Origin of the sequence: Ralstonia sp. 1138, assembly GCF_040544795.1 — a bacterium.
GTDB lineage: Bacteria > Pseudomonadota > Gammaproteobacteria > Burkholderiales > Burkholderiaceae > Ralstonia > Ralstonia flatus.
This window is the reverse complement of the sequence record NZ_JBEPKQ010000009.1, coordinates 15,686-40,275: the sequence shown is the minus strand read 5'-3', so window position 1 is coordinate 40,275 and position 24,590 is coordinate 15,686. Positions and strand designations below refer to the sequence as shown.

At 58.0% G+C, this 24,590-nt stretch carries 20 protein-coding genes and 2 pseudogenes; 14 read left to right on the top strand and 8 right to left on the bottom strand.

Annotated features, from left to right (window positions below):
• Together ABIC76_RS24975 and ABIC76_RS24970 are read left to right on the top strand one after the other, a co-directional pair.
• Nucleotides 1–750: calcium-binding protein (locus tag ABIC76_RS24975; RefSeq protein ID WP_354535561.1), on the top strand; the 750-nt coding region annotated here is incomplete at its 5' end.
• A gap of 515 nt (nucleotides 751–1,265) precedes the next feature.
• On the top strand, nucleotides 1,266–1,733 hold the full coding sequence (locus ABIC76_RS24970; RefSeq protein WP_354535560.1) for a GNAT family N-acetyltransferase: 468 nt from the start codon (nucleotides 1,266–1,268) through the stop codon (nucleotides 1,731–1,733).
• Between the two features lie 868 nt (nucleotides 1,734–2,601).
• On the opposite strand, the gene ABIC76_RS24965 is transcribed toward ABIC76_RS24970, so the two are convergent.
• The 4 genes from ABIC76_RS24965 to ABIC76_RS24950 form a co-directional block, all read right to left on the bottom strand.
• On the bottom strand, nucleotides 2,602–3,222 hold the full coding sequence (locus ABIC76_RS24965; protein WP_354535559.1) for an FkbM family methyltransferase: 621 nt from the start codon (nucleotides 3,220–3,222) through the stop codon (nucleotides 2,602–2,604).
• Nucleotides 3,223–3,338: 116 nt separating this feature from the next.
• Nucleotides 3,339–3,521, bottom strand: a complete 183-nt coding sequence (locus ABIC76_RS24960; RefSeq protein WP_354535558.1) for a hypothetical protein — start codon at nucleotides 3,519–3,521, stop codon at nucleotides 3,339–3,341.
• 1,094 nt (nucleotides 3,522–4,615) lie between these two features.
• Nucleotides 4,616–4,975, bottom strand: coding sequence for a hypothetical protein (locus ABIC76_RS24955; protein ID WP_354535557.1), 360 nt, complete (start codon nucleotides 4,973–4,975; stop codon nucleotides 4,616–4,618).
• 479 nt (nucleotides 4,976–5,454) lie between these two features.
• Complete coding sequence (locus ABIC76_RS24950; protein WP_354535556.1) at nucleotides 5,455–6,804, bottom strand: MFS transporter; 1,350 nt, start codon at nucleotides 6,802–6,804, stop codon at nucleotides 5,455–5,457.
• 793 nt (nucleotides 6,805–7,597) lie between these two features.
• Here ABIC76_RS24950 and ABIC76_RS24940 point away from each other — a divergent pair.
• The 7 genes from ABIC76_RS24940 to ABIC76_RS25600 all read left to right on the top strand — a co-directional run bounded on the left by ABIC76_RS24940 (nucleotide 7,598) and on the right by ABIC76_RS25600 (nucleotide 15,352).
• Nucleotides 7,598–8,026, top strand: a complete 429-nt coding sequence (locus tag ABIC76_RS24940; protein ID WP_354535555.1) for a carbohydrate-binding protein — start codon at nucleotides 7,598–7,600, stop codon at nucleotides 8,024–8,026.
• Between the two features lie 484 nt (nucleotides 8,027–8,510).
• Nucleotides 8,511–9,824, top strand: a complete 1,314-nt coding sequence (locus ABIC76_RS24935) for an HlyD family secretion protein (RefSeq protein ID WP_354535554.1) — start codon at nucleotides 8,511–8,513, stop codon at nucleotides 9,822–9,824.
• 38 nt (nucleotides 9,825–9,862) lie between these two features.
• On the top strand, nucleotides 9,863–11,329 hold the full coding sequence (locus ABIC76_RS24930) for a TolC family protein (RefSeq protein ID WP_354535553.1): 1,467 nt from the start codon (nucleotides 9,863–9,865) through the stop codon (nucleotides 11,327–11,329).
• Entirely contained in the window at nucleotides 11,319–12,059 is a 741-nt protein-coding gene (locus ABIC76_RS24925) for an ABC transporter ATP-binding protein (protein ID WP_354535552.1), read from the top strand. Before ABIC76_RS24930 ends, ABIC76_RS24925 begins: the two co-directional genes overlap by 11 nt.
• 101 nt (nucleotides 12,060–12,160) lie before the next feature.
• A complete protein-coding gene (locus tag ABIC76_RS24920; RefSeq protein WP_354535551.1) occupies nucleotides 12,161–13,243 on the top strand; it encodes an ABC transporter permease in 1,083 nt (360 codons plus the stop codon).
• A gap of 224 nt (nucleotides 13,244–13,467) precedes the next feature.
• On the top strand, nucleotides 13,468–14,502 hold the full coding sequence (locus tag ABIC76_RS24915; protein WP_354535550.1) for an RICIN domain-containing protein: 1,035 nt from the start codon (nucleotides 13,468–13,470) through the stop codon (nucleotides 14,500–14,502).
• A gap of 724 nt (nucleotides 14,503–15,226) precedes the next feature.
• Entirely contained in the window at nucleotides 15,227–15,352 is a 126-nt protein-coding gene (locus tag ABIC76_RS25600) for a transposase domain-containing protein (RefSeq protein ID WP_502947900.1), read from the top strand.
• 204 nt (nucleotides 15,353–15,556) lie between these two features.
• On the opposite strand, the gene ABIC76_RS24905 is transcribed toward ABIC76_RS25600, so the two are convergent.
• The gene (locus ABIC76_RS24905) at nucleotides 15,557–16,651 is read right to left on the bottom strand and encodes an AraC family transcriptional regulator (RefSeq protein WP_354535549.1); all 1,095 of its coding nucleotides are present in this window, start codon (nucleotides 16,649–16,651) and stop codon (nucleotides 15,557–15,559) included.
• 192 nt (nucleotides 16,652–16,843) lie between these two features.
• On the opposite strand from ABIC76_RS24905, the gene ABIC76_RS24900 reads away from it, so the two are divergent.
• The 5 genes and pseudogenes from ABIC76_RS24900 to ABIC76_RS24880 form a co-directional block, all read left to right on the top strand.
• The gene (locus tag ABIC76_RS24900) at nucleotides 16,844–17,320 is read left to right on the top strand and encodes a 2,4'-dihydroxyacetophenone dioxygenase family protein (protein WP_354535548.1); all 477 of its coding nucleotides are present in this window, start codon (nucleotides 16,844–16,846) and stop codon (nucleotides 17,318–17,320) included.
• Nucleotides 17,321–17,365: 45 nt separating this feature from the next.
• Nucleotides 17,366–18,787, top strand: coding sequence for a DUF1254 domain-containing protein (locus tag ABIC76_RS24895; protein WP_354535547.1), 1,422 nt, complete (start codon nucleotides 17,366–17,368; stop codon nucleotides 18,785–18,787).
• 161 nt (nucleotides 18,788–18,948) lie between these two features.
• Entirely contained in the window at nucleotides 18,949–20,112 is a 1,164-nt protein-coding gene (locus ABIC76_RS24890; protein WP_354535546.1) for a porin, read from the top strand.
• A gap of 21 nt (nucleotides 20,113–20,133) precedes the next feature.
• Nucleotides 20,134–20,349, top strand: a pseudogene (locus tag ABIC76_RS24885) (IS66 family transposase); the annotation flags it as partial.
• A pseudogene (locus ABIC76_RS24880) lies at nucleotides 20,333–20,551 on the top strand (IS5/IS1182 family transposase); the annotation flags it as partial. The pseudogenes ABIC76_RS24885 and ABIC76_RS24880, both read left to right, overlap by 17 nt.
• Before the next feature lie 229 nt (nucleotides 20,552–20,780).
• Here the strand turns inward: ABIC76_RS24880 and tssE are convergent.
• The 3 genes from tssE to ABIC76_RS24865 all read right to left on the bottom strand — a co-directional run bounded on the left by tssE (nucleotide 20,781) and on the right by ABIC76_RS24865 (nucleotide 24,553).
• On the bottom strand, nucleotides 20,781–21,206 hold the full coding sequence (gene tssE / locus ABIC76_RS24875; RefSeq protein ID WP_354535545.1) for a type VI secretion system baseplate subunit TssE: 426 nt from the start codon (nucleotides 21,204–21,206) through the stop codon (nucleotides 20,781–20,783).
• 13 nt (nucleotides 21,207–21,219) lie between these two features.
• Entirely contained in the window at nucleotides 21,220–23,925 is a 2,706-nt protein-coding gene (tssH, locus tag ABIC76_RS24870) for a type VI secretion system ATPase TssH (protein ID WP_354535544.1), read from the bottom strand.
• 142 nt (nucleotides 23,926–24,067) lie between these two features.
• Nucleotides 24,068–24,553: an Hcp family type VI secretion system effector gene (locus ABIC76_RS24865; RefSeq protein ID WP_354535543.1), complete on the bottom strand. Its 486-nt coding sequence runs from the start codon at nucleotides 24,551–24,553 to the stop codon at nucleotides 24,068–24,070.
• Nucleotides 24,554–24,590 lie beyond the last annotated feature (37 nt).

The following is a 24,590-nucleotide window of genomic DNA, read 5'->3' as shown; positions in this document are numbered from 1 at the left end:
GGTGGAAGTTGGAACGGAGCCAGTACGCCGACGACGAGCAACCTGGCTTATGCCGGGGGAGCGGGTGCCTACATCGAACTGGATCTGGGCTCGGTCCAGAACATTGATGGGATTTCGCTGTGGGGTCGCACCGACTATGCAAATGAATCCAACAACCTGCGCGTGTTTGTGTCCAACACAGCGTTTGCTCGCACCGATACGTACGCCAGCCTGAGCGCGAACACCGGCATGGCACGCGTGGATGTGGGAGCGGTGACAGGCAACGCCGCCGATCAGTACGTTGACACAGTCACCAGCGTTGAGAACGTGGTTGGTACGGCACTGGATGACACCCTGACCGGTGATACCAACAGCAACTTCCTCTGCGGCGGTGACGGCAATGACACCTATCGATTGGCGAAAGGAGGGAATTCCGATGTCATTAGCGATACAGGCGGCAATGACCGTTTGATTGTCGACGCGGGCATTGACGCGACGCAGCTTTGGCTGCGGAAAGTCAACAGCGGTGCAGATCTCGAGGTGAGCTGCATCGGTACCAATGATCGGGTCACCATCAAGGACTGGTATGCGAAGCCGGCTGCTATGGTCGAGCAACTCCAACTCGCGAATGGCAAAGTGCTCACACAGACTGGTGTGGACCAGTTGGTCAACGCGATGGCGGCGTTCGCTCCTCCGCCAACAGGACAAATCACCTTGACGCAAACTATGGTTTCGCAGTTGCAGCCGAGTATTGTGAGCGCCTGGCATTGAACGGCGTGCATGTTAATTTCCGCACGCTGTGCAAGGACCTCAGCTACTCGTGCCGCAGCTGAATGTGTTCGGGGGCGCTTGGTGGGCTACATCGTTGCTAGGTTTCGAGGTCGATCCAAGTGCCTGGCGTGCCACTGGTACTCCTCTGGTAGATACCGGTGATACGCCAGGCTGGAAATTTCAACGATTCGGGCAGATTAGGCCCTTGCCGTGAGAATGGCGTCAGCCTTTTTGCCGGTGTGCGTTGGCGTGGCGCCATCTCGATCACCGCAACCTGGTAGGCAGGCCGGAATGCTCTGGAGGCCTCGGAAATTGACGTGCGCAAAGTGCCGGCCCTATACGCTGTTGCTGTCCTTTCAGGACGGCTCTAATTCCGGTGTAGGGAGTTCAAACAAGCTCACAACTCTGGTTGGCAGATCTGGAGCCGACATGCTATGCACAAGGTTTCAGCAATTTGCTTCATTTTAGGGCCGCTTCTTTACATCAGCGTTGGGCACCACCAACGAAAACACGTCATGGTCAGTCAATCCCTTTCGATTATGCAAGTCCGCGCTGCAAACCTGGCTGATCTCAACCAGCTATCGGACCTTTTCAATCGATATCGCGGGTTCTATCAACAACCCGACGATCTGGCCCTTGCTCGTGCGTTTCTTTCCGAGCGACTGCAATGCCACGACTCGATCATCTTTGTGGCCGACGCAGATAGCCGGTTGCTCGGTTTCGCTCAACTCTATCCAACGTTTTCCTCTATTTCAGCCAAACGGGCTTGGATATTGAACGATCTTTTTGTCGCAGCAAATTCCCGTCAGCGCGGTGTCGCGGGTGCGCTGCTGGCGGAGGTAATAAATCACGCCCGAGAGAGCGGCGCAGCATGGGTCAACCTGGAAACAGCCTCGGACAACGTTGTCGCCCAAGAGTTGTATCGAAAGTTCGGCTTCCAGCCGGAACAAAATTACCTCACCTTGTCCCATTCTTTTTCTTGAGGGCCCTACGCCAGAATCGGGCACCGACTTCAAGACGAAGGTACGTTTGAACTCCGACGGGTGGGAACCCGCCAGTGTGCCAGCACATGGCGCAGACATAGCCTAGCGTCGATGCCTTTGAGCTTGGCCGCCCCGATCAAACTGTAGATCACGGCTGCGCATTCATGATCGCGTCCAGACGGTGATGATGAGACTGTTGCTCCTGTGCCAATGCTCGACGATTTATCCCACTTGTTCGGTTAGACCGATGTGTAGATTGTCTTTACGTTTCATGCGATGACCCTGGGACTATCAGTCCGTTGATGCATTTATTTTGAATTGCGCGCTCGAAATCCGGCACTTTAGCCATGCCGCGTGGTGTTTGGGACTGTCCACGCGGCCTGCCTGGGCCTCTTCGGGGCTCTTTCATAAGCCAAACATCTTCGCACGGATGTTTGGCTTCTTTCTTTGCAGAGGACGGTGTCGTAAGCATGGGTTCGGGAACCGGATGCGGAATCCGGTGAACTCGAGTTCGATCGAGCAGCATGAGACGCTCGCCCTCCCAACCCCGCAGCCCTGTCGCAGAACGTCTGACCGATTCCGTTCCACGATGCGCCGGATACAAGGAGAATGGCTGAAATATTTGCCTGAGAGCTGCACGCGATACGCCCGAGCCGGTATCATGCGCAACGATATCGACTGCGTGTGCCAATTGTTCGTAGTCAAGGCGATATCATCTTTGCCCATTTCCGGATCATCTCCAGCGCGCTCTTGGTCAAGTTGGTCATGACATGTCCGACACACATGTTGAGCGCTAAGAGCCGCTCACGAAACTGTCGCCCCGTCCCTCGGCTCAAATCTGAGTCATCAAGGTGCTATGTCGCGATCTCTACTGGGATGTCGGAACGGAACGGCGTCTTGCCAATCGCTCTTGGGTCTGCAGACGACCACCCAGATAGCGTTCGCAAATGTCCGACTCAACATCACCATGGGCCACTAAAATGAGCATGCAACGATATGCAAGGTCTATCGAGTCGTAGCAACAACTTGCAATCAAGGCTAGGTGTTCGAGCATCTCGGAAGACAGGTTGTCTGCGTTACGGAAGTCACGCACGTACACCAAGTCAGCTTCAAGAAGCTGGTTTCCGCCCTTCATTGGATCACCGTCGATGATCAGTGGAGCGATAGGTGCAGTTTTGCTAGGCATCGCAAAGCAGTGAAACCCTTGATAGCGCAACTCACGATCAACATCACCGATGCATGGCTGCCTCTGGTAAAAGGGAGCGAAGCTTACTTCCGTCTGGATGGCCACCGCGTTCGAAAGCTTTTGTCTGCCGTGCTCAATCACAGATAGTCCACTATCCCGAATATCGATTTTCAGAAAATCTATATCGTTGATTTCGGCAATGTTGCCCAGACGAGTCGTTACCAATGCTTCCCGACCGCGCAGCAAGGATTTGTAGATTGGAAAGATCTGTATGCAGGCTGGATCTAGCTCTAGCAGACTCACCAGCCCACGATTTTGATAAAGCTGAAGCGTATGTTCTTGCCCATCGCCTATGGCGCATCAACGAAGTTTGAATTCGGTGTTCTAAACTAGCATGAGTCGGGACCCGGGTTAGTTCATTAGAAAAAGAACGAGACAGCCGTTAGCACACCGATCAATCCGCCAGCGAAAAAACCGGGCAGTGCTCCATTGCTGCCCAGTAGAACAGCCCCTAGAGCCGTGCCTGAAATCGTGGCAACAGCCATCACCGTGTACTGTAACGACGTAAAAAGTGGCAGTCGTTCATGCGTATTGTTTGACATGACGCTCTCCGGGAGTGATGGAGTGGGCAAAGGGAATCAGAACCCTCGTCATAAGCTTGGAAGGCTTCTGCTCTGCCATTGAGCTACGCCCGTGTAAAAGATAAAGGCCGGACGCTGTCGATGACGTCCGGCCCTTGTGCCGTCTCTCCGGCTGTCAAGTCCCATGTATTGCGCGCTTTCCCAGCAGGGTATCGCTGTCGCCTCGACAGTGACGGGATCATCCTACTCGCTGTCCCCTCAAGCGAATCACAACAATTGCAACTCAATTTGACCAAAGTATTTACATTTCTTATCCGCGGACACCTAATCTTGATTAGGTCGCGTGACTCCCCGAGAGCCTCCTTGTTCCACGCGTCCGGTGTGCTGGACCCGAGCCTCTGTGCCCATCTAGGAACGAAGCCTTTTCCATGGTGCTTCGCTCATATTTCGAGCTGAGACGGTTTAACAACATGCCATCACCTGCCCAGTGATCGGCTCGACATCGGCAGCATCGAGACCCAATAATTCCTCTGGGCATTGCGTCATGAGGTGTTCTTGTTGGCCCGATCGCGCAGCTCGAAGTGATGCACCTGGGTGCTGCGCTGCGCCAGCGAGAGTCACCACGGCGGTGTTGGCCTCGGACTGGGTTCAGAGATGAAGCGCTATGCGTAGGCGTATGAACATCGCGTGGCGAATGCATGCAAGACGGTGGCGCAGTCGCCGACGGACGCGCCAGTCCGCGGAGCGAAACGGATCGCATGATGGACGAATACTCACGTTGCCTCGGTTGTTTTACAGGCCAACAACTGTGGCGCGGCCGCATCCTTTTGAACCATGCCTCCCCCGTTAATCGGGTTCCACTTGGGGCAGGTAGAATCCAGAAGCGCGTCCCAACATCGACAGTAACCATCGCGACCAGCATACTCATCATGGACGCCGCCCCAAGAAATGAGGGCCACTGCCCCCAGTGGCCCTCGTGCCGTCTTTCCGGCTGTCACATTGCATTGGAGAATGCGCCAATATCGCTGGCCTCGGTGCAGGCCTGTTCCCTTTCTTTCAGCGGAGCCCCTCATCTCCATGGCAAAGCCAAGAGGCGGTTTTACCGTACACCCCCGTCACGATGGGATTGCAAACAATTGCCCTGATTTTAGTAGTCGATACGTTTGTTGACGTTCGATCTTTGCTTCGCAAAATCCAAGGTTCGTGGACCGCTTCACCACCGACATCGACTTGAATTTACCCCTTACCGGCAAGCTGCCGAGCGGACGGTGCGGGATGGTGAGGCGCTCCGAATTCTCGATCGCAAGGATGCTGTCGCTTTCCTTCGCCTGCAATGTTCCTGTTGATTTTCCTTGCTCGCCGGCGCCAAGAGCAATCTGGCCTTGGATGGTCGGCGTGGCCTCAGGTATCGGGTAGGTGAGGTTAGCGGGGACCTTTGCGACCCTCCGGGCATCGTGCGTTGTTGGGGCGAGCACATAGAAAAAACGCCTCCCGTCATTCTGAGCGCGGTGGAGGCAACTCCGACGAACGGGAGTGCCACCGGGCCGCACAGTCCCTGCGCTCGCGGCTGGCCGACAGTGCGGTATCGGTTAAGACGATTCGTTCGGATACCTCAGGGCCGGTCGATGCGTGACGCGCCATGGAGCGCGTCAAGAACGATCTGTACCTCGAAACCCACAAGCTGCGGCATGAAAGAGGGTGTTGCCTGCCGAAGACCGCCACGAAGGCCCTCGGGGAGGCAAGACCTTGTCGGTCTTCGGGATTCTTGGCGATCTTCGGCGCGAAGGGGCGCGAGCGACCTCGAACGGGCTTAACGACATCAGTGGCCACTTGAGATAAAAGCGAGGTCCTATTTCGTAAATGGGTCGACACAGTCGTTGTGAATTGCTGGCGGGATGGTCCTCTACGATAGGATCGCTATCGCCGAAAAAGCCGTGGCAATCGAGGGACATCGTCAAACGTCCGGATATTCCACATCGACTTGAGGCCTCGTCTGACGTTGAGGTACATGTTGTTCCCCAAGTGGATAGCAGTACCGACCGATTGCCAAAACAAGCGCAGCGGCAAGCGGGGCTACGGTTGCCCATTGGAGAGCGCCGTGCAGGCCGAGGTGGTCTGCAAGTACGCCGGTCAGGAACGGCCCCAAAGCGGCGCCCAGCAGATTGATCGTAAGTGCCAGCATTGCCAGCATTGCCAGCGCTGTCGCGTGTAGCCTGGGTTGAATCAGGCTGGTAACCGTTGCGCCAGCGGCTCCCCAAATGCCAGCACCCAGCAGCAAACCGGCCGCCAGCAACATCAACTGCGCAGCTCCAGGTGCGCAGAACAGACCGGCCATGATGAGCGCGGCAGATAGCAGGCAATAGGTGGCAGCAAGCGTGGCCCTACGTGCTGCTTGGTCACGACTCGCCCGATCGGTCACCACTCCGCACACGATCATGCCGATACCGATGACAACAAGCAGTGTCGCAGCCATGACTGCAGACCTGTCCGGTGCCATATCGTAGTAGCGATGCAGATAGCTTGGCGTCCATGCTACAAAAGCGTAAAGGATGAATACCTGCAGGCCGCTACCGACATAGACGCAAATCAACGACCAGGTTCCAAAGAGTTCCCGCAATACTGCCGCGGTCGCCGGCGGCGGCGCCAGTTCGGTCTGCGTGGGCGTGCTTCCCGCGAGATGCCCAACGAGCTTGCGCTCTGTCACGGTAAGCGCATAGAGCAGAGCTACCAGCAGCCCGAACAGTGCCATGACGATAAATGCTGCGCGCCACCCGTATCGGGCTGCTACTGTGCCGCCAACCGCTATACCGAGCACGGCGCCCAATAGGCCGCCGGAGGAAAAGGCACCCGTGAGCGTCGCGCGCATGGAGGCCGGGAAAACCGAGAGAATCACGGCGAGTCCGACGCTGCCATACGCAGCCTCGCCAACACCCACAAAAAACCGCGCTACCATCATCTGCCCATAGCTGGCCGAGAGCCCGCACGCGAGCGTGCTTAGACTCCATAGCAACGCCATCAGTACGAGGCTTTTCGTGCGTCCCCAGCGATCGGCCATCAGCGAGATCGGCAACGTCAGCATTCCCACCATCAGACCGACGATCCCGCTCAGCGATCCAAGCTGTGTGTCTGACAACCCCCAATCCTGCTTCAGGTGTGGAAAGACCGCGTTAAGCACCTGCCGTGACATGTAGTCTGACAGCAGCAACATGAAGACCAGCGCGAAGACAAGCCAGGCATGGGCACGCGAATGTTTTTGTGGTGAAGAAGATGCCGCGTGCAAGGGTTCCAGTGAGGGCAGAGTCATGGCTATGTCCTTGGCATGTATTTGATCAACACCATCTTGAGCAGGTCGACTTCCGGTTGGAAGCTTCCGGTGATCTCTTGACGGGAGTGGGCTCAGGGCGCCTTGGCTCCCTTGCATTTCTTCTCCATTACCCGTTCAAGTTTTCTTCAAAGCCAGCACCTTGACGCGCGCCGTCCCAGGCTTGGCTTCGAACTATTGGCCTTGACCGGTAAAGGCGCCTTCCCAAAGCGCTGCTTGGTCACCGGAACCTTCACTGACATCACCTTAAAAAGGTAGGGCAGCGTGAGGTTACAGGACTGCCTTCACGTTCTCCGGCTTCCTTTCCCAGCATCACCGACAGCCTGCTCGAGCTTGGCTTGCCCGTAGGGTAGTGATACGAGCTTACCTTCTCTGCATTGCTTGCAAGGATAGGTTCAGCGTCTCACCGGTAGCTCTTTCCCCTTGTTGCCCCGCATTCCAGAGCGCAAGCCCGCTACCTTCCCTGTGGGGGCGTCAGTGCCTTTGGATAGTGCGATTGCTTTGTAACCAAACATCTGTTGCAACAAGCATTTGCATTTGAGTTAGGAGGATTCTCTACATTGCATCCTACAGTGTCATTTAGCGGACGCTGCCCCCGCGCACTGAGCTTCGTCGCAGTGTGGCGCTAGGTCGCTCCCTTCTGGTTTGGCGCGTTCTCTTTGGGGGAGGGTGCTTGATCTTCTGCGATCACGGAGGTCGCGGATGAGTGGATGTGATTGATGCGCTTTCAGTCCAAGATCAGGCATAAATTTAAAAAACTCGGGAAGATTTAGAAATGAAGAAGACTACTCTTTTGAAATGCGTTGTTGCAGCGGTTACGGTGGGCGCTGCGGCTGGAGCTATGGCTTATCCGCAGTATAGTGATTCCGTTGGGTATGGCCCTGGCGTTGCTGTTGAACGTTTTGGTCGCGTTTTCCAGCAGTGCTGGAATGGCTGTGAGAGCTTTGGTTCCGCACCCGCACCGGGCAACCACTGGTATTACGGTAACAGCTGGGATGATCGCGGTCTCGTTGGTAGCGCGGTACTCGCCCCGAAACCTGCGTCCAGTGCATCCGCCAGCACCTGGCAGGCTGGCAAGGGCTATAGCGCTGGCGCTGCCGTTACCTATAACGGCGTGAAATACGTGGCCACCCGGACTATCGTCGCTGGCGAGTTCACTTCCCAAGTGACGCCGAATCGCACTTCGGCGTGGACGCGCGGCTGATTGCTGATACCTTGAGCCGTTGAGACTCGGGAGGGGGCGAGGTTGCTGTGCCTCTCTCGAGTTTTTCTCTTCTACGCGAGTTCCGAGCTTGGCCGTTGTATGCCGGCACGCGAAAGGCATCGTGCGTTCACACACGATGCGATGAGGAAGCCTGCTGGCTGCCAATTCAGCGCAGCAGACGCCAAACTCCTATGAGAGTAGGCAGTTCACTACAGCAGATATATCGATGGACGAATGGATGAAAAGCCCGAGTCCAACGGGGCGAGTTCTTCGTGCATGAGAGCATCTCGCAGATCTCTGATATTCATGTTCACCACTTACGTGTAGATGCTAAAGCATGGCGTAAGTTGAGCGCGCAATATCCATGCATCTTTACCAAACACCATGAAAGCGTAGAGCAGACGCGCTCCGCTTATCGTTAGACTGTCGCCCTTTATTTGTCTTGCACGTATCTAAATCAATTCGTCGACCTGCTGCGACGTGCATGGTTTTACTGATGCTTGCGCTCGCATTTCGTCATTTCTTTGGATCGGAGCCCTCTGTTCGATCCGCTCGGGTGATGCAAGCTGAGCTTCCTCTTGTATTGCAAGGCGATCTGCCCGCGGTAGAGGTGGGGGCACTACGCGAAGTGGATATGGTCAAGAGGTGGGCCGGTAAGCTGGTGGCCGCTCGGAGGCAGGTGATTGTCGCTGCTGTCGATGCGGAGGTTGAGGAAAACAAGCTGGCGTACGGCCGCACAGTTCATGAGGGTGAGTTGCTGCTGCGCCTGCGCGACAACGCACTCTTCAATGAGCAGTTAACAACGGCGCGCAAGATTGCGCGCCTACGCTATAACCTGCAGGCGCAGCCGGCGGAGGTGCTACATGCCCAGCAGGCTGAATACCGGGTGCGCGTGGAACTGTCGCGCCTGCAAGCGGAACTCGCGACCCAGCGCGAGCTGTTCCAGCACGGCTTGATTTCACGGCTGGAGCTACAGGGACTTGAGCAACGCGAGCAAGACGCCAAGGCTCAGCTTGAAGGAATGAATCGGGATTTGGTCGCTGCCAAGGGGTTGGCGGGCCTAACTCGTGCAGACTGGCAAAGCGAGCTGACCGTGCAGCAGGAACTACAACGCCAGCAAGCGAACAAGCGCGCGGCGCTAGAAGTGCATGCGTCGTTTGACGGTCGGGTGCGGTGGGTAGCAGATATAGCTGACGGTTTGGTCAAGCGCGGCTCCGAGCTTGCCATACTTGAGTCGCACGGCGACCCGCAGGTGGAGTTACGCATCGTTCGCGATGTTGAGGCCGAGCGCCAGTTCACCGTCGGCACGCAAGTGGTGGTGAGCCGCAGCGAAGGTGCTGCCCTGCTCGGGGCGAACGGGCCTCTACAGCCAACAGCGGCGGGTCCCGGGATAGGTGCCAGCGCTTTGCCGGAAGCGGAACTCCACGGCGTTGTTGTCTCGCTAAATGCAACCCAGGCATCGGGGGATGTTGGTATGGAGGGCGGGGCAACTGCTGGGCCGTCGTTGCAAGGCGCCCCCATCCTCGTGGTTCGCATCGCTACTGGTTCGCAGATACCCGCGGCTTGGGTGTTGGATACGGAAGTTGATGTGCGTGTTCAGCAGCCCACCAAGGCATTGGAGGTGCCTACCAGTGCTGTTGTACGGAAGGGCGAGCGCACGTTTGTTTACGTTCGTGCCAAAGGCGCTGGGGCTCCCGCATGGAGTCGGCGTGAGGTTTTCGGAAGTGAGGACGGGGGCAGCTATTGGATCGGCGTGGGATTGACGCCAGGTGAGACCGTGGCGCGGGTGATCAAGTGAGCGGCCACAGATGTGCGAGGGCGGCCATCGATCTGATAATGGCCGCGCTCTTTCTACTGCCAGTTTTTCACATCACCGCATCCGCTGCGCCTTATGTGCCGGACGACACGGCGCAGCAGTGTGCAGCGCCGGGCGATGTGCTCAGTATTGAGCAAGCCTTGCGCTGGGCCGCGTTACGTCCGACGCGCACAGCATTAAGGTCTCAGCTCTATGCGGAATTAGCTCAATTGGACGTCGTTGCGGATAGACCATTCGTGCCCCGAGTGTCCCTTTACGCGCAAACGCTGAAAACCCAAGCATCTGGCACATTCGGGATGGACAGCGAGGGTGCCCGGTGGTTGACAACCACCTACACGGCTCAAGCGGGCGTCAGGACAAGTTGGCAAGGACCCATTGGCACGCGCCTCGATCTGGATGTGGCCAATAGCAGGCAACAAATACAGCCCAGTACGTTTGCGATAACGAATCAACCTCAGGTTACTCTGACACTTTCGCAGCCCTTACTTAAGGGCGCAGGACTGCGTGTGGCGACGGCAGCGCAGCGCCAGGCGCAACGCGCCCGGCAGGTAGCCTACCTGCAGTATGCCGTGAATCTAGCGGATGACTCCGTAGCGGTTGCCAACGGCTACGTACAGGCACTGTCGGCGCAGCAGCAGTTGATAGTGGCTGAGGATGCGCTAAAGGCCGCGCGCAACGTTCGTGATGCCATGGAGCATTACCTCGCAGCGGGTGTGCGTCCAGCAGCGGACTTACGTCGCGCCCAGTTGTCAGTGAGTCAAAGTGAGACGAGCCTGAACAGTGCGCGCGCACTCCACCAGACGGCTATGCTGACCCTGGCGCCGCTTGTTGGTTGTCCCCTGGGCCGGGAGTGGCGGTTGCAGTCCCCACGCGTGAACCTGGCACGACAAGATGCAACGCTGCGCACCGATAATGATCGTGACTTGCCGGAAATCATAATCCGACGCGTGGCTCTCGAGGATGCGGAGTTGGCGCAGGACGTGGCGCTCAATGCAACTAAGCCAGATTTGTCGGTTTTGGCCGGCTATTCGCGGGTTCAGGGCGTAGGGCCCTCGGTCAACTGGAGCGTTGGACTGTCGCTGAATTTGCCGCTGAACGACTACGAAGCGCACGCCAACTTGACGGCTTCCCGCTATCGTGTGCGGCAGGCGCAGAGCGATCTCGAGCAGGCGCGTGCGCAAGCGTCGGTCCAACTGCAATCGGCCGCATTGTCTGTTGGTAGTGCGCAGCGCCAACTACTGCTTGCGCGTGAGCAGTTGCGTTTCGCGACACAAGTGCTGGAAGACGAGGACGCACGGTTGCGTGCGGGTCGTTCCACGCTGCTTGAATGGCAGACAGCGCTTTCCACACGTGCGACCTCTCAAGTCGCATTAGAGCAGGCCGAGGCGGACGTGTACCTAGCGCAGCTGGGGCTTTGGCGTGCGCGTGGCACGCTGCTGCAAGAACTCGGTGTTGATGTTCCGGTGCAGGACAGTGATGCCCTTTGACACAACGGGTCCCGATATCCTGTGCCGCCTGCGCGGCATTGGGCGGGCGTATGACGTCAAAACGACGATTGATGCGAGCTCCACACATGCGCTGTGCGCAGTCGATCTGTGTATTGGCCGGCGCGAACTTGTGGCATTGATCGGACCGTCCGGTTCTGGTAAGACGACTCTGCTCAATATCCTGGGTCTGCTGGACCGGCCGACTGAAGGTGAATATTGGCTTGATGGCTACGCCACCGCGTCCCATGCAGCAGACCGGCGTGCGGTGATGAGGCAAGAGAAGATCGCCTTTGCATTCCAGGCTTTTCATTTGCTCGCTCAGTTCTCCGCTCTCGACAATGTGGCACTGCCTCTGGTGTATCGCGATCTTGGCTGGTCTGCGGCGCGCAAGCGTGCAGCTCAGAAACTTGCGCAGTTGGGCCTCGCAGACAAGGTAAACAAACATCCTTGGCAACTCTCTGCTGGACAACAGCAGCGTGTGGGACTTGCGCGTGCGCTGGTGGGGGCGCCTTCGCTGCTGCTCGCGGACGAACCCACTGGAAATCTCGATCCGGCAACTGCCTCGTCGGCATTCGGCTTATTCGACCAAGCCCGGCGCGAGCAGGATTTGGCAGTCGTGTTGGTTACGCACGACCATGCGTTGGCCCGGCGTTGTGATCGCGTAATCCATATTGATGGTGGCCGGATTGTTTCCGATCCGTGGCGGTCCGTGGCGATGTCACTATGCTGAACTCTTGGATCCGGGCAGCCCGGTTGCTGGGGCGCAATACGACACTAGCATTCATGCATTTGCGCCGGCAGCCGGCGTTCACAGCAACGAGCGCGCTCAGCATGGCGATTTCGCTAGCGATCATGGCATCGACCTTGAGCCTCGCAGCGCTCGGATTGGAGGCCGCGAAAGCACGCGTGGCAGACGCTGGTTTTAACGTGCTTCAGGTTTCATTCATATTCCGGGTAGCGGGAACGCCGCGCGTGATGCTGGAACCTCACGTGTTGCAAGAACTCAAGGATGCCGTGAGCGGGGCAGGCGATATCACTACGTTTAGTGTTGGCGAGGCGCTGGTGAGCGATGGCGTGCATATTCGTTCTACTCAGCTTGTGAGCAGTGATGCGCAAGCGGTTCGCATCTTGATGCCTCAGTTGGTGCTTGATCCATTATTTCGCGAGCGTGATACGAACGAGCAAGTTTGTCTCGTTGATTCCGATCAGATGCCGCAGCCCTCGCTTCGCACGGTGCTTCCCGCAGGGGTGCAGTTGCGTACCATTGGTCGGTTCTATCTTCAGGGAGCGATAACGCTGGCTGTCGATCCAGCTCGCACTGCATTGTGGGTGCCCGCTCGCGTTTTCGATGCTTTGCCGGTTAGCAATGCGCGCAACTTTATCCAACTGCGATTGCGGTCAGCAGAATATGACAGGGTCTTACGTTCCTCGGCGCAGACGCGTGCATTCTTTTCTCAACGGTATCCCCAGTTGTCGGTCAGGGTCTATACGCCGTGGGACTCACTTGGGGAGATTAAGAGTACTGCCGACACAGTCAACCAGATGGCAATGTTGCTAGGGAGTGTGATTGCCGCGCTATCGGCCGTAGCGATGGGTAATGCAGTGCTGGTGTCGGTAAAGCACAGACAAATGGAGATCGGTGTGCGTCTCGCGATCGGCGCCCAACCGGCGGACATTGCCTGTCAACTGATCATGGAGACCATGGCCATTGCCATGGTTGGTATCGTGATGGGGTGGCTGACCGCGTTGCTGGTGACTCGCATATGGTGTTCGTGGTCGGGTTGGACGTGGCTGCCCGTGTACTCCGCGCTCGCGTTGACTGCGGGCGTTGCTGTGCTATGCGGCTTGGGTGCTAGCCTCTGGCCGTCGTTGTCCGCAGCACGGATGGATCCAGCCGAGGTGCTGCGACAGTAAGGAGCCTGTTGAAACGTCCCCATGTTCGTCATCGGTCCGTCGAGGCCCGGCATTGTTGGTAGAACGGGACGAAACGAACGACAGTCCCAACTCTTTGGATGAGTCAATTTTTTTCATTTCGTGAAAGCAATTCACGTACGGTTAACGAGCCATCACGTTTCCGTACATAAAATTCAACCGTACGCACTTGGCACGCGTAATGAATTTGGAAGTCTTTCCGTGTCATGTTAGATGGGATAACTTTTCATTCCATTAATAAAAAGCGTGGTGGGATCCGTGGAGAAATTGGCCAGGGTCGCGGTGATATCTGCTTAATATGTCTTGTTGCTTTAAGGGGATGCATGGTGGCGGGAGTCAATATTTTATGTTTTAAAAAAGTCAATGACAAAATGAGGGTTGTTATGAAAAAATATCTTAATTGCTTAAGCGCTTTGCTTGGAACCGTTTTTTTTACTGCGGGCGCACAAGCAGCCCTGCTCTCACAGAGCGTGGTACCTCTGAATGATAATCACAATGGATTTGCTCAATCTGTGACCATCGATTCCGTCACAGTCTCCAATCCGGCAAATACAATGGCGACGCTTTATATTTCTGGTAATGGGAACTACAAAGGTGACTCGTTGTTAGCTCCTGCCAATGTGGCAAAGAAGACGCTTCCCTTGTCGTCGCCGGTCACTCTTACTCCCCCGGTATTCAATTCCAACGGAAGTATTAATTATTATCCGATGAGTTCGATGCTTCAAGCCTCATTCCTAGCGCAGAAATCTGGACAATATATATTGCCAAGCGCTGCTTCCATCGTAAGTTGGAATCGAAATCTGCCCACCACAATTCGCTCGTCCAGTGGGACATGTGTCAACCAGCCGGGTTGGTCTACTGGACAAGGCGTGAACCTGATTCAGTGGGGTTGTCAAGGTCAAGACAATGATACCTGGAATCTGATTCCCACGGCAGATTACTATCATATTGTTGTCAAAAACGGTAATCTTTGCCTCAATGTCTCCGGTAACTCGACTGCTGCGGGGCAAAAATTGATTCAGTATGGATGCCAGGACGATAATTCTTTCAACGATCAGTGGAGCATTGTCGATAATAATGATGGGACTTACAGGATCCAGTCGCGATCCAGCGGTCTCTGCGTGAATATGGCTGGTGGGACTAATTACTCCCCGGTTACACAAGATTCCTGCAGTCTGCCCACCACTAAGCTTCAGTTGCCGAACCTTCCGGCGAAGTGGGGTACTGCAGCCCATCTGTAATGAGAAAATTGGCACGAAATTGTTAAAGAATTAGAGAGCCCTGGGGCCACGAGCCTTCTCTAGGTCCCAGGAGACCGTCTCAAGTTTGAAGCGCAACCCTTCTTCTCTGGTAAGTGCCAGCTCGAAGCGCAAACCGCCAACTTGCCGTACGCGGCGCTCTTTTTTGCTTTACGCGGTCGGCTCAATCCGTGTTTGCCGAGTGCGGCCAATGACGCAATCGGAAAGGGCAGCTGGCGCGAATGGAAGCATGCCAGTAGTCGAGATTGCGATCACATATCTGGACTGACTGTCAGGGTCATGTCTGTCGTCTGTCGTCTGTCGTCTGCCGGCGGACTCGCTCCTATCTGCAGAGTAGGCTGAGCAACCTCATTATGGCGGCCGATGACAGGGACACAAGCTCAGATGTCGTTGTCGAATCGACAGATACGAACCTACCGTCTGTTAGTCGATCTCCTGGTCGCCAAGGTGTTTGCAGGCGAGCCAATGGCTGAGGCCACACGCGACACGTAAATTCGCCAGGCGTCTTGTTGACAGTGCACTGTAATACCCAGTGGCCTTTGGCGAGGCCGCTCCAACATTGCAGGTTGGCGATAGCGTAGGCTTCGATGCCCATGTCTGTCGCTTCTCCCGCCGCTTAGTGGATAGTCTTCCAGACTATGCTGAAAGCTCCTTCACGAACCCCATGCTATGCGTTCTTATGTCTGTCGGTGCGGCATAGCGGGGCATCCGGCATAACTGCCAAGGCCAACGACGGCGCGTTGATCCGTACCGGTATCTTATAGCTGTGCTCCAGCTCTTACCAAGAGTTCAGACCGCTGACGATTACGAGGCCTTACAGCCTTGGAGTTGATGCCGACACAGTTCTACCTCGCGCGCTCGTAGCTCGCGAGGAGGCCCGAAAAGAGCGCTTACAGACGAGTACCCCTTACGGTTCGACGTGCGCATCACTGATCTTGGGATGAGCATGGGTTCTGCCGCTTACAGGGGAGGCCTTGTAACGCGAGAAGGCACCGCCCCTTTTGTGAGACGGGCGGCAAGTTTGCGGCTGCGAATGTCACCCACGACTTGCCTTGGCGGCGCCACGAAAACTAGAGGGGCTGACGCCGTTGGCGCGCCGGAAGGCTCTGCTGAAGTTCGCGACATCGGTGAAGCCGAGTCGGTAGGCGATTTGCGAAATCGGAAGTCGGCCGTCAGCCAGCAGCTTGCGCGCACGTTCGTCACGCACTTCGACGGCTAGGTTACGGAAGCTGCTGTTTTCCTTCTTCAGATAGCGGTCCAGTGTACGTGACGAGATGCCGAGCAGACCGGCAAGCTCCTTCAGCGTTGGCTGGTCATCCTCGGCTTCGCTCAGCATCATGACGGCCCATTCGGTCCAGCTTTCCTGTTCATTGTACTTTTGCAGGAGCGCGCGGCATCGGGCCTCCGCCATTCGCACCACGTGAGCGTCGGCCATCGGAAGCGGCGCGTCCAGACTCCATGTGTCGGCAACGAGGCGTATCTCTGGCAGCGCAAAGGCGCCGAAGTGCACGCGTGCGGGGACCAATTCCCGATAGCGAGTTGCGTGCGGCGGTGCTTCCATCGACATGTAGATGTCATAGACAGATGAAGGATTTTGCAGCAAGGACTTGCACTGCAGATGCGTCGAAACTGCGATCGCTTCCTGGATCAGGTTGAGCGTTTCCTTGGGCATCGGCAGCGCTGGCCGGAAGACGATTTCCGCGTGGTTGCCCTTGCGTTGATAGCTCATGCTGAACATGGGTGTCAGCAGCCTGTAGTAGCGAGAAGACAGGCGCAGCACGTGGTCTAGGGTTGGGCACGAGAGCATCGCATACCCAAGAATGTCGTGCGAATTCAGCTTGAGACGACAACCCCATTCGAAGCCAAGGTCGCTGCGCCCTGTCAAGCGCTGGGTTTCTACCAGCAACCGGTCGAGTTGCTGCGCTGTGAGGCTGAAATCCGTATCCTTGAGCTGGTCCGGATCCATATCGATGGCGTGCAGCACTTCGCCAAGCGAGGTGCCTGCAGACTTGAGGTAATCCCCCAGCAACAGGAAATAGCGGGCGGGCAATAAGGGGCGGGCGGCGGCTTTTATCTGTGCGTTGGGCATGGTCTTGCGCGGTGTTTCAGCCTCGATCCCATCAGGCGGCATGGGTGGCTGCCACCACTGGATTGGACCCGGTCCATCTTCGATTCAACACTGGGGCGAAGCGTCGATACGCTGTCCGAAAATGATAGATGGCTGTCTGAAAAAGACAAGTCCCCGCATGGGCTCTCTTCGAAAATGGAGGCACCCAAAAAGCCGATTCCGACATGGATGAGGCAACACCACAGGAGACAGTCCATGTTGTTCGAATCCATCAACACCGGTTGCCTTGACGGTAACGACACCCCCTGGATGCCGTTTGCGCCGTACAGCAACGACGTGATGATCAAGTACTTCAAGATCGATCCGGTGCGGGGAGAGACCATCACGTTGTTGAAGGCGCCCGCCGGCATGGAGATGCCGCGCCATCATCACACCGGCACGGTCATCGTCTACACCGTTCAAGGAAGCTGGCGCTACAGGGAACATGACTGGATCGCTCACGCAGGCAGCGTTGTCTACGAGACGGCCTCCACGCGGCATACACCTCAGGCGGCGTACACCGAAGGTCCGGAGATCATCACCTTCAACATCGTGGTTGGCGAGCTGCTCTACCTCGACGACAAGGACAACATCATCGCGGTCGAGAATTGGAAGACGTCGATGGAGCGCTACCTCAACTACTGCGAGGCCAACGGTATCCGGCCCAAGGATCTGTCAACCTTTGAAGGTTGATCGGCGGCTCGTCTGAGTTGCCTCAAAAAAAAGACAGGAGGAGACATGATTGCACTGAATCAAACATCATGGATGCGGCGCGCGCTTGTCGCGCTGCTTGGCATGGCCGCATTTCAAGCACATGCCGGGCCGGTAGCGCCGGGTGTTGCCGATGCACAGGACATTGCCAAGGAAGCCTACATCTACGCCTATCCCATGGTGCTGATGGAGGTGACGCGACGTGTTTTCACCAATGTCGAGGTACCGGATCTAAAGAACGGCATGCGCGCGCCGATGAACCATTTCGCGCACGCGGCTGTTTTCCCCGACGACAAGTTCGACGCGGTGGTCCGCCCGAATGCAGACACGCTGTACTCAACGCTGTGGTTCGACGTCACGCGCGAGCCGCTCATCATCTCCGTTCCGGATTCCGGTGGCCGCTACTACTTGTTGCCGGCGCTTGACATGTGGACGGATGTCTTCACCTCTGCCGGTACACGCACGACAGGGAATGGCACACAGCAGTTCGCCATTGTTGGCCCGCGCTGGCACGGCAAACTGCCGGCGGGCACGCCGGCTTATGTCTCACCGACCCCTGTGGGCTGGATGATTGGCCGCACGCAAACCAATGGCGTCGCAGACTATGCATCCGTGCATCAATTCCAGGCCGGCCTCAAGGCGACACCGCTCAGTGCATGGGGCAAGCGGGGATACGTGCCGCCCAAGGGTTCGGTCAACCCACAGCAGGATATGAGCGCACCGGTGGAGCAGGTGGCAAAAATGGACGCCGCGAGCTACTTCGCCCTGTTCGCCGAGTTGCTGAAGAACAACTCTCCGCACGCAAATGACTACCCGATGCTGGATCGCATTGCGCGCGTGGGGCTGGTGCCGGGGCAGACCTTCAACATGGATCGGCTGTCACCGGACACGCAGGCTGCACTTCGCGCAGCGCCGGCGGCTGCGCGCAAGGAAATCGCCCAGGCGCTGCCGCGCGCCGGTTCCGTGGCCAACGGCTGGAGAATGATTGGCAACCCGATCGGCACATACGGTACCGACTACCTCCGGCGGGCGATGATTGCCTTCGCGGGTCTGGGAGCCAACCCCGTCGAGGACGCCATCTATCCATTCGCAATGACCGACGCGGACGGCGCACCGTTTGATAGTGCAGCGAAGTACGTGATTCACTTTGACAAAGCGCAGTTGCCACCGGCGCGCAGCTTTTGGTCATTGACGATGTACAACGGCCGACAGTTCTTTACCGCCAATTCGATCAACCGTTTCGCCATCGGCGACCGTGATCCGCTGAAGTACAACGCAGATGGCTCGCTGGATTTGGTCATCCAGCGCGATCCTCCGACGGGTGCCGAAACCAACTGGTTGCCCACGCCCGGGACTGGCGGCTTTTCGATGAACCTTCGGTTGTACCTGCCCATGCCCGCAGCCCTTGATGGAACCTGGAAACCACCCGTGGTGAAGCGCGTCGGTTGATCTGCGACTGCTCGCCTGCCGAGATATCCCATGGCAGGCGACACCATCGAATTGCCAGAATGGCGACGGCGTGCCCGCAAAAAGCTACGCGCCGTCACGGGCAGGCAAAATAAGAAATACGTAGCGGCCACTAATCAAAAAGAAACGGAGGAGACTTGTATATGAAACTGGGGAACATCACCGGTGCCGCGCTGCTTGCGTGTTCGGGGGGCGCTCTTGCGCAGTCTGCAGTCACGCTCTACGGCGTGGTAGACATGAACGTGGAATACGTCAACCACGTTGGTGCGGTGCCGACTGCTGCCAACCAATTCAACCGAGGCCCATCCAATGACGTCTATCGCATGAATTCCGGTGGCGTCTCAGGATCGCGGTGGGGCCTTCGCGGCACCGAAGATCTTGGTAATGGCGTGAAAGCCCTGTTCGTGTTGGAAAGTGGCTTCAATCTTGATACGGGCACGTTGCAACAGAGTGGCCGCCTGTTTGGACGCCAGGCATATGTCGCCGTGCAGAGGGAGGGCATCGGTCAGTTCAGCCTGGGCCGCCAATACACTTCCATGTTCGAGGCCCTGGCCAACTTCTCGCCCACGGCATATGCCACGCAGTACGAACCTGCGGTGCTGCAATCCGGAGCGAACTTTCGCGAAGACAACACGGTGAAGTATTCGGGCCAGTTCGGCCCGGTCACTGCGCTGGCACATTGGTCCTTCGGCGTTGGCCTTGCCTTGCCGGCCACGGTCGGTGTGGCAACGCCGGTCGGTGGCAATGGCGAAGTGCCGGGGCAGTTCCGGCGTGACTCGGCTTATGGCGCAGCGATGGTCTACGCTGCCGGCCCATTCGGCGCAACCATCGGCTATGACCAGTGGAACCCGACCATCGGCGCTGGTAGCGGCACGGTCAAGAAGGCCGTGATCGGCGCGAGCTATACCGTTGGTCCGGCCAAAGTCATGGGCGGCTACCGCTGGGGACAGAGCAGGAATGCGGCCGATGCGCTCATCCAGCGTGACGACTTCTATTGGATCGGTGCCAACTATCAGGTCACCCCGGCCATCGGCCTGACGCTGGAATACAACTATGACAACGTCAAGAGCCTGTTTGGTGATGCACATGTCGCCAACCCGTGGCAGATTGCCTTCATGGCGAACTATGCCTTTTCCAAGCGCACCGACGTTTACCTGACCACGGCCTTTGCCAAGAACGCCGGCTTGATGCTTGAGTCGATCGCGACGATCTACGCCAACAGTTTGTCGCTGGGCAACAACTACGCGCTGGGCAACGGACAGCGCACGATGCTCGGTGTGGCTGTGGGCTTGCGTCATAAGTTCTGACGAGCCTCTCGAACGATCGTGCGGGCCATCGACTACAGCCTTACACGGTGGTCGGCCATTACGCGTTACCTCGACGAACCAGCGGTGCCCAGCGACAGCAATTGCGTCGAGCGACAGATACGTCCGGTTGCGCTGGGCCGCTCCAATTGGTTGTTCGCAGGCTCATTGAGCGTCGGTCAACGCGCGGCTGCTGTCATGAGCCTGATCCAATCGGCCAAGCTCGGGCTTGGTCCATACCGTCGTGAGTACGGCTGCGAACGTCGACGATGTTACGCAGCGCATGCCTTGCAGCATGGCGAGGTGGCCGACGTGTTTGGCGAGGCGAGTTACTAAGGCGTGAACAAGCGCGATGAGCCCCAAGGTTGGAGATGGACTGCCACGCGCAATGCGTTCGGGCAAGCGCCGCGCGCTGGACAAGACCAGTGCCCTTGGCAAGCTGAGTCGCCGTTTTGATACCGGATCTGGAGGCAGTCGCCGTCTTTGAGGAGCACCGCCGTCGCGGGAGTTTTCGAGTTCTAAATGGTGTCGTCCCTGCTTACCTCTGGTAGTAAGACTATGGACACCGTAGTTACTGGCGCTGGGACTGCATCCCGGCGGCTTTAACAAATACAAATGACGAAGTTGCCGACGCTCACGTCGGTATAGCCGACGACTCGGTGTTCTTCGCATCACTTGTGTTCTACGATTCGCTGCTGCACACGCATGCGCCCCGGCGGCTCAAAGTAGGTGCCGAAGCGCACCAGTCCAGCCTTCTTCAGGTGGCACGTCATCTCGAAGCCCACCAGGATCCCGGGGTCATCGTTTTCCAGGATCTCCACGTCGATCGACTGGATACGCGGCTCGTATATCAGAAGCGTTGCTTCCATCTGCTGCTTGAGCAGATGGGCCGAAGCCGGCAACGTCTTGTAGATGTTCGTCAGGTCCGGCAAGCCGTAATCGGGCAGGTGCTTGAGCGCACCGGCTCGCGTGTTCAGGATGCGTTGCACATTCTGCTGCACGCTCAAGCACTCTAGCGTCCGATCGTCGTAGGCTTCGATCGGCTCACCACCGATCTGGCCAAGTAACATGTCGTAGAGAGACGGTCCCGCCGGCATGGTTGCGTCCCCGCTACGCGATAGCCGGTGCCGGCACAACAGGGCGGGCTGCCTCGTCGCGGTCGATGAAATCGATCGTCAGGCTGCCTCCCGATGAGCTCGACAGCGCGATCCTCGCGGGTGCCGCGCCGCTGGCCATGCGTGTGAGCAGTTCTCGCGACACCGTTGGCAGGATGCGCTGGTTCAGAAACGCATCGACATTGCGCGCCCCGGATTCGCGGGCCAGACACAGTTCGGCCATCGCATCGATCAACAAGGTGTCGCACGTCAACTCGACATCATGCTGCCGGCGCAACCGGTCTGCGACCTTGACAAGCTTGAGTTGCACAATGGAGGCGAGAGCCACCACATCAAGCGGCCGGTAGACGAGCGTTTGGAAGCGGGCGAGCAGGGCGGGCTGGAAGTGCGCGACCAACTGCGGACGAATGGCTTCGAGGAGTTCCGCCTGCGTCGCCTCAGGGTTTTCGGCGCTCAGCTCGTCGATCTGCGCACTGCCGAGATTGGACGTCATGAGGATCACGCAGTTGCGGAAGTCGATCTCGCGCCCCTCGCCGTCACGCATCATGCCGCGATCAAATACTTGATAAAAGATGTCCAACACGTCGCGATGGGCCTTTTCGACCTCATCGAGCAGAATCACGCTGTACGGTCGTTGCCGGACGGCCTCGGTGAGAATGCCGCCGCGGCCATAGCCTACATAGCCGGGGGGCGAGCCCTTGAGTTGCGACACCGTGTGCGACTCCTGGTACTCGGACATGTTGATGGTGGTCAACGCCGACTCGCCCCCAAAGAGCAGATCAGCGAGCGCCAAGGCGGTCTCCGTCTTACCGACCCCGGAGGGGCCCGCAAGCAGGAACACACCAAGCGGCGTGTGTTCGCTCTTGAGCCCTGCTTTGGCGGTACGCAGGCTTTCTGCGAGCGCGCTCAGCGCGTCGTCCTGCGCGACTACGCGCTGGGCTAGCTGTGTTTCGAGAGTAAGCAGGCTCTGTAGCTCATCCTCGACGAGATTGCCGACAGGCACCCCTGTCCATTCGGCGACCACGCGTGCGATCGCCTGCGTATCGACATCGGCAAAGATCAAGGGCGCTTTGCCCTGAGCGTGGGCAAGCGCCTGCCACGTTTCGGCAAACGCAGCCTCATCGCGCACCGGAGGATCGGTGTGGCGCTGCGCATGTAGGGACCGAACCAGCGCGAGTTCGTGGTCATAGCGTGCTTGCAGGTCGGATAGCTCCTTCCTTGCACTCACCAGCGCCGCGTCGAGCGCGGCAAGGCGCGCTGGCCCGTCCTTGATGCCGGCATGCATGTCGTCTTCTAGCGTGGCGTACTCGAGCTCCAGTGCCGACACGGCAGAACGGGCCCGCTGCAGTTGGGCCGGCGGCGACTCGAGACCCATGCGTACGCGTGCGGCAGCCGTGTCAATCAGATCGACGGCCTTGTCCGGCAATTGCCGTGCGGGGATATAGCGCCGTGACAGCTTCACGGCAGCAATAATGGCCTCATCGCGGATGTGCACGCGGTGATAGGCCGCATAGCGGTGCTTCAGTCCACGCAGCATCAGGCACGCCGCATCATCGTTGGGTTCGTCGACCTTGATGATCTGGAAGCGCCGCTCAAGCGCCGCGTCGCGCTCGAAGAATTCCTTGTATTCGGACCAGGTGGTGGCGGCGATCGTGCGTAGCTCACCGCGTGCGAGCGCTGGCTTGAGCAAGTTCGCGGCATCTGCGCCGCCGGCGGCGTTGCCTGCACCGATCAGCGTATGTGCCTCGTCGACGAAGAGCAGGATCGGCACGGGAGAGGTCTGCACCTCGTCGATCACAGTCTTCAGGCGCTGCTCGAATTCTCCTTTGACGCCGGCGCCGGCTTGCAGGAGGCCCAGATCCAGCGTGAGGATGCGCACGTCGCGAAGCACGTTGGGCACGTCACCCTCGGCGACACGCAGCGCCAGCCCCTCGACCAGCGCCGTCTTGCCCACCCCCGGCTCGCCAATGAGAATCGGATTGTTCTTGCGTCGCCTCGCCAGCACGTCGACAACCTGCTGAATTTCGCGATCCCGGCCGAAGACGGGATCAATATCGCCCCGGCGAGCCTTGGCGGTCAGATCGATCGCAAAGCGGGCGAGGGCATTGCCTTCCACAGACCGATGCGGGGTGGACAGCGCTGCATCGCTTGCGGCTGCCGTGGGGCGGATTTGGTCAGCCGGGGTTGCCTTCGTCTTATCCGCTCCCGTTTCGGCATCTTCGGACGGATGTTCACACGAACGATGACCAAGACGCGGCAGGAGCCGCTCGATCTGAGAGCTGCTGACAGAAAGCAACGGCCACGCCCGCTGCGTTCGTAGCACGTGCGGCATGTCGACAATGGCTTGCAGCAGGTTGCCAGACCGCAGGAACACGTCCTCGGTACTCCGTGCCGTGCGCAGCCATGCTTCCTGCAGCACGGTCGCGAGTTGCGGCGATAGCGCGGGCTTGCCACGCAGAGTGCGGGGCAGGTGCTCGATCGCGGCAATCAGCGCGTCCCAAACGACATCGATGTCAATGCCGTAATGCGTCAGGATGGCAGGGAGGTCACCGTCTCCCGCCTCGATCAGCTTCAAGAGCCAGTGCTCGACGGTAATCTCGTCTGCAAGACGCGTTTGGCAAAGACTCACCGCAGCCTCGAGCGCTTTCGCGCAGTGCGGATTGAGTCGGCGAAGCAGGTGGGTCGTATCGAGCGAAGCCATGAGTTTGCTGCGTCCTGAAGAGAAGAACAGACAGAAGCAGGGTTGCCAATGCGCGACAAGCGCGCACTGGCGGGGATGGGCCGGCAGTTTTGGACGGGGGAGCGTGCAGAAGACCGGCCCAGGACAACAGACCTTCAACGCGTTACGAGCGCTCGTTCCAGGTGTCCTTGTGGATGATGTTGCCGTCCTTGTAGGACCAGGTGATGGTTTCGTAGCGCAGCTCGACGTCTTCGAGATGGTTGTGCTTCTCGTAGTCGGGATTTTTGATGTCGTGCATCTTGGGCTTGACTGCAACGATCTTGACGTTGTCGAGCTTGGTGTTGAAGTACTCCTTCTCCTTGCCCGCGTCGTCGATCTTGTACCACTTGATCTCGACAGACTTGAGCGTCTGGCCGCTGGTGACCGCCTTGTAGAGGTACGGGGTCGCCGCGTCGGTTTCCTTGGTCAGCGTGATCGGTTTGTGCACGCGTGTGCCGGTGAGCTTGCCGGTGTTACCGTCGGTCGGGATGTGCACGCCGTGATCGAACGCGACCAGCTCGACGCTGCCTTCGCGGCCCTGTACCGTCACGGAGCCCTTGATGTCGGCACCGCCATCGTCCTTAAGCCACATATAAGCCGGAATTGCCATTGCATTTCTCCTCTTCTTACTACGACCATCGCCCGGA

What these genes read in the sequence shown, in the direction of transcription:
- ABIC76_RS24970 (WP_354535560.1), top strand. Translation starts at nt 1,266, where the DNA reads ATGGTCAGTCAATCCCTTTCGATTATGCAAGTCCGCGCTGCAAACCTG.
- ABIC76_RS24960 (WP_354535558.1), bottom strand. Translation starts at nt 3,521, where the DNA reads ATGTCAAACAATACGCATGAACGACTGCCACTTTTTACGTCGTTACAG.
- ABIC76_RS24950 (WP_354535556.1), bottom strand. Translation starts at nt 6,804, where the DNA reads ATGACTCTGCCCTCACTGGAACCCTTGCACGCGGCATCTTCTTCACCA.
- ABIC76_RS24940 (WP_354535555.1), top strand. Translation starts at nt 7,598, where the DNA reads ATGAAGAAGACTACTCTTTTGAAATGCGTTGTTGCAGCGGTTACGGTG.
- ABIC76_RS24935 (WP_354535554.1), top strand. Translation starts at nt 8,511, where the DNA reads ATGGTTTTACTGATGCTTGCGCTCGCATTTCGTCATTTCTTTGGATCG.
- ABIC76_RS24930 (WP_354535553.1), top strand. Translation starts at nt 9,863, where the DNA reads ATGGCCGCGCTCTTTCTACTGCCAGTTTTTCACATCACCGCATCCGCT.
- ABIC76_RS24925 (WP_354535552.1), top strand. Translation starts at nt 11,319, where the DNA reads ATGCCCTTTGACACAACGGGTCCCGATATCCTGTGCCGCCTGCGCGGC.
- ABIC76_RS24920 (WP_354535551.1), top strand. Translation starts at nt 12,161, where the DNA reads ATGGCGATTTCGCTAGCGATCATGGCATCGACCTTGAGCCTCGCAGCG.
- ABIC76_RS24915 (WP_354535550.1), top strand. Translation starts at nt 13,468, where the DNA reads ATGTTAGATGGGATAACTTTTCATTCCATTAATAAAAAGCGTGGTGGG.
- ABIC76_RS24905 (WP_354535549.1), bottom strand. Translation starts at nt 16,651, where the DNA reads ATGCCGCCTGATGGGATCGAGGCTGAAACACCGCGCAAGACCATGCCC.
- ABIC76_RS24900 (WP_354535548.1), top strand. Translation starts at nt 16,844, where the DNA reads ATGTTGTTCGAATCCATCAACACCGGTTGCCTTGACGGTAACGACACC.
- ABIC76_RS24895 (WP_354535547.1), top strand. Translation starts at nt 17,366, where the DNA reads ATGATTGCACTGAATCAAACATCATGGATGCGGCGCGCGCTTGTCGCG.
- ABIC76_RS24890 (WP_354535546.1), top strand. Translation starts at nt 18,949, where the DNA reads ATGAAACTGGGGAACATCACCGGTGCCGCGCTGCTTGCGTGTTCGGGG.
- tssE (WP_354535545.1), bottom strand. Translation starts at nt 21,206, where the DNA reads ATGCCGGCGGGACCGTCTCTCTACGACATGTTACTTGGCCAGATCGGT.
- tssH (WP_354535544.1), bottom strand. Translation starts at nt 23,925, where the DNA reads ATGGCTTCGCTCGATACGACCCACCTGCTTCGCCGACTCAATCCGCAC.
- ABIC76_RS24865 (WP_354535543.1), bottom strand. Translation starts at nt 24,553, where the DNA reads ATGGCAATTCCGGCTTATATGTGGCTTAAGGACGATGGCGGTGCCGAC.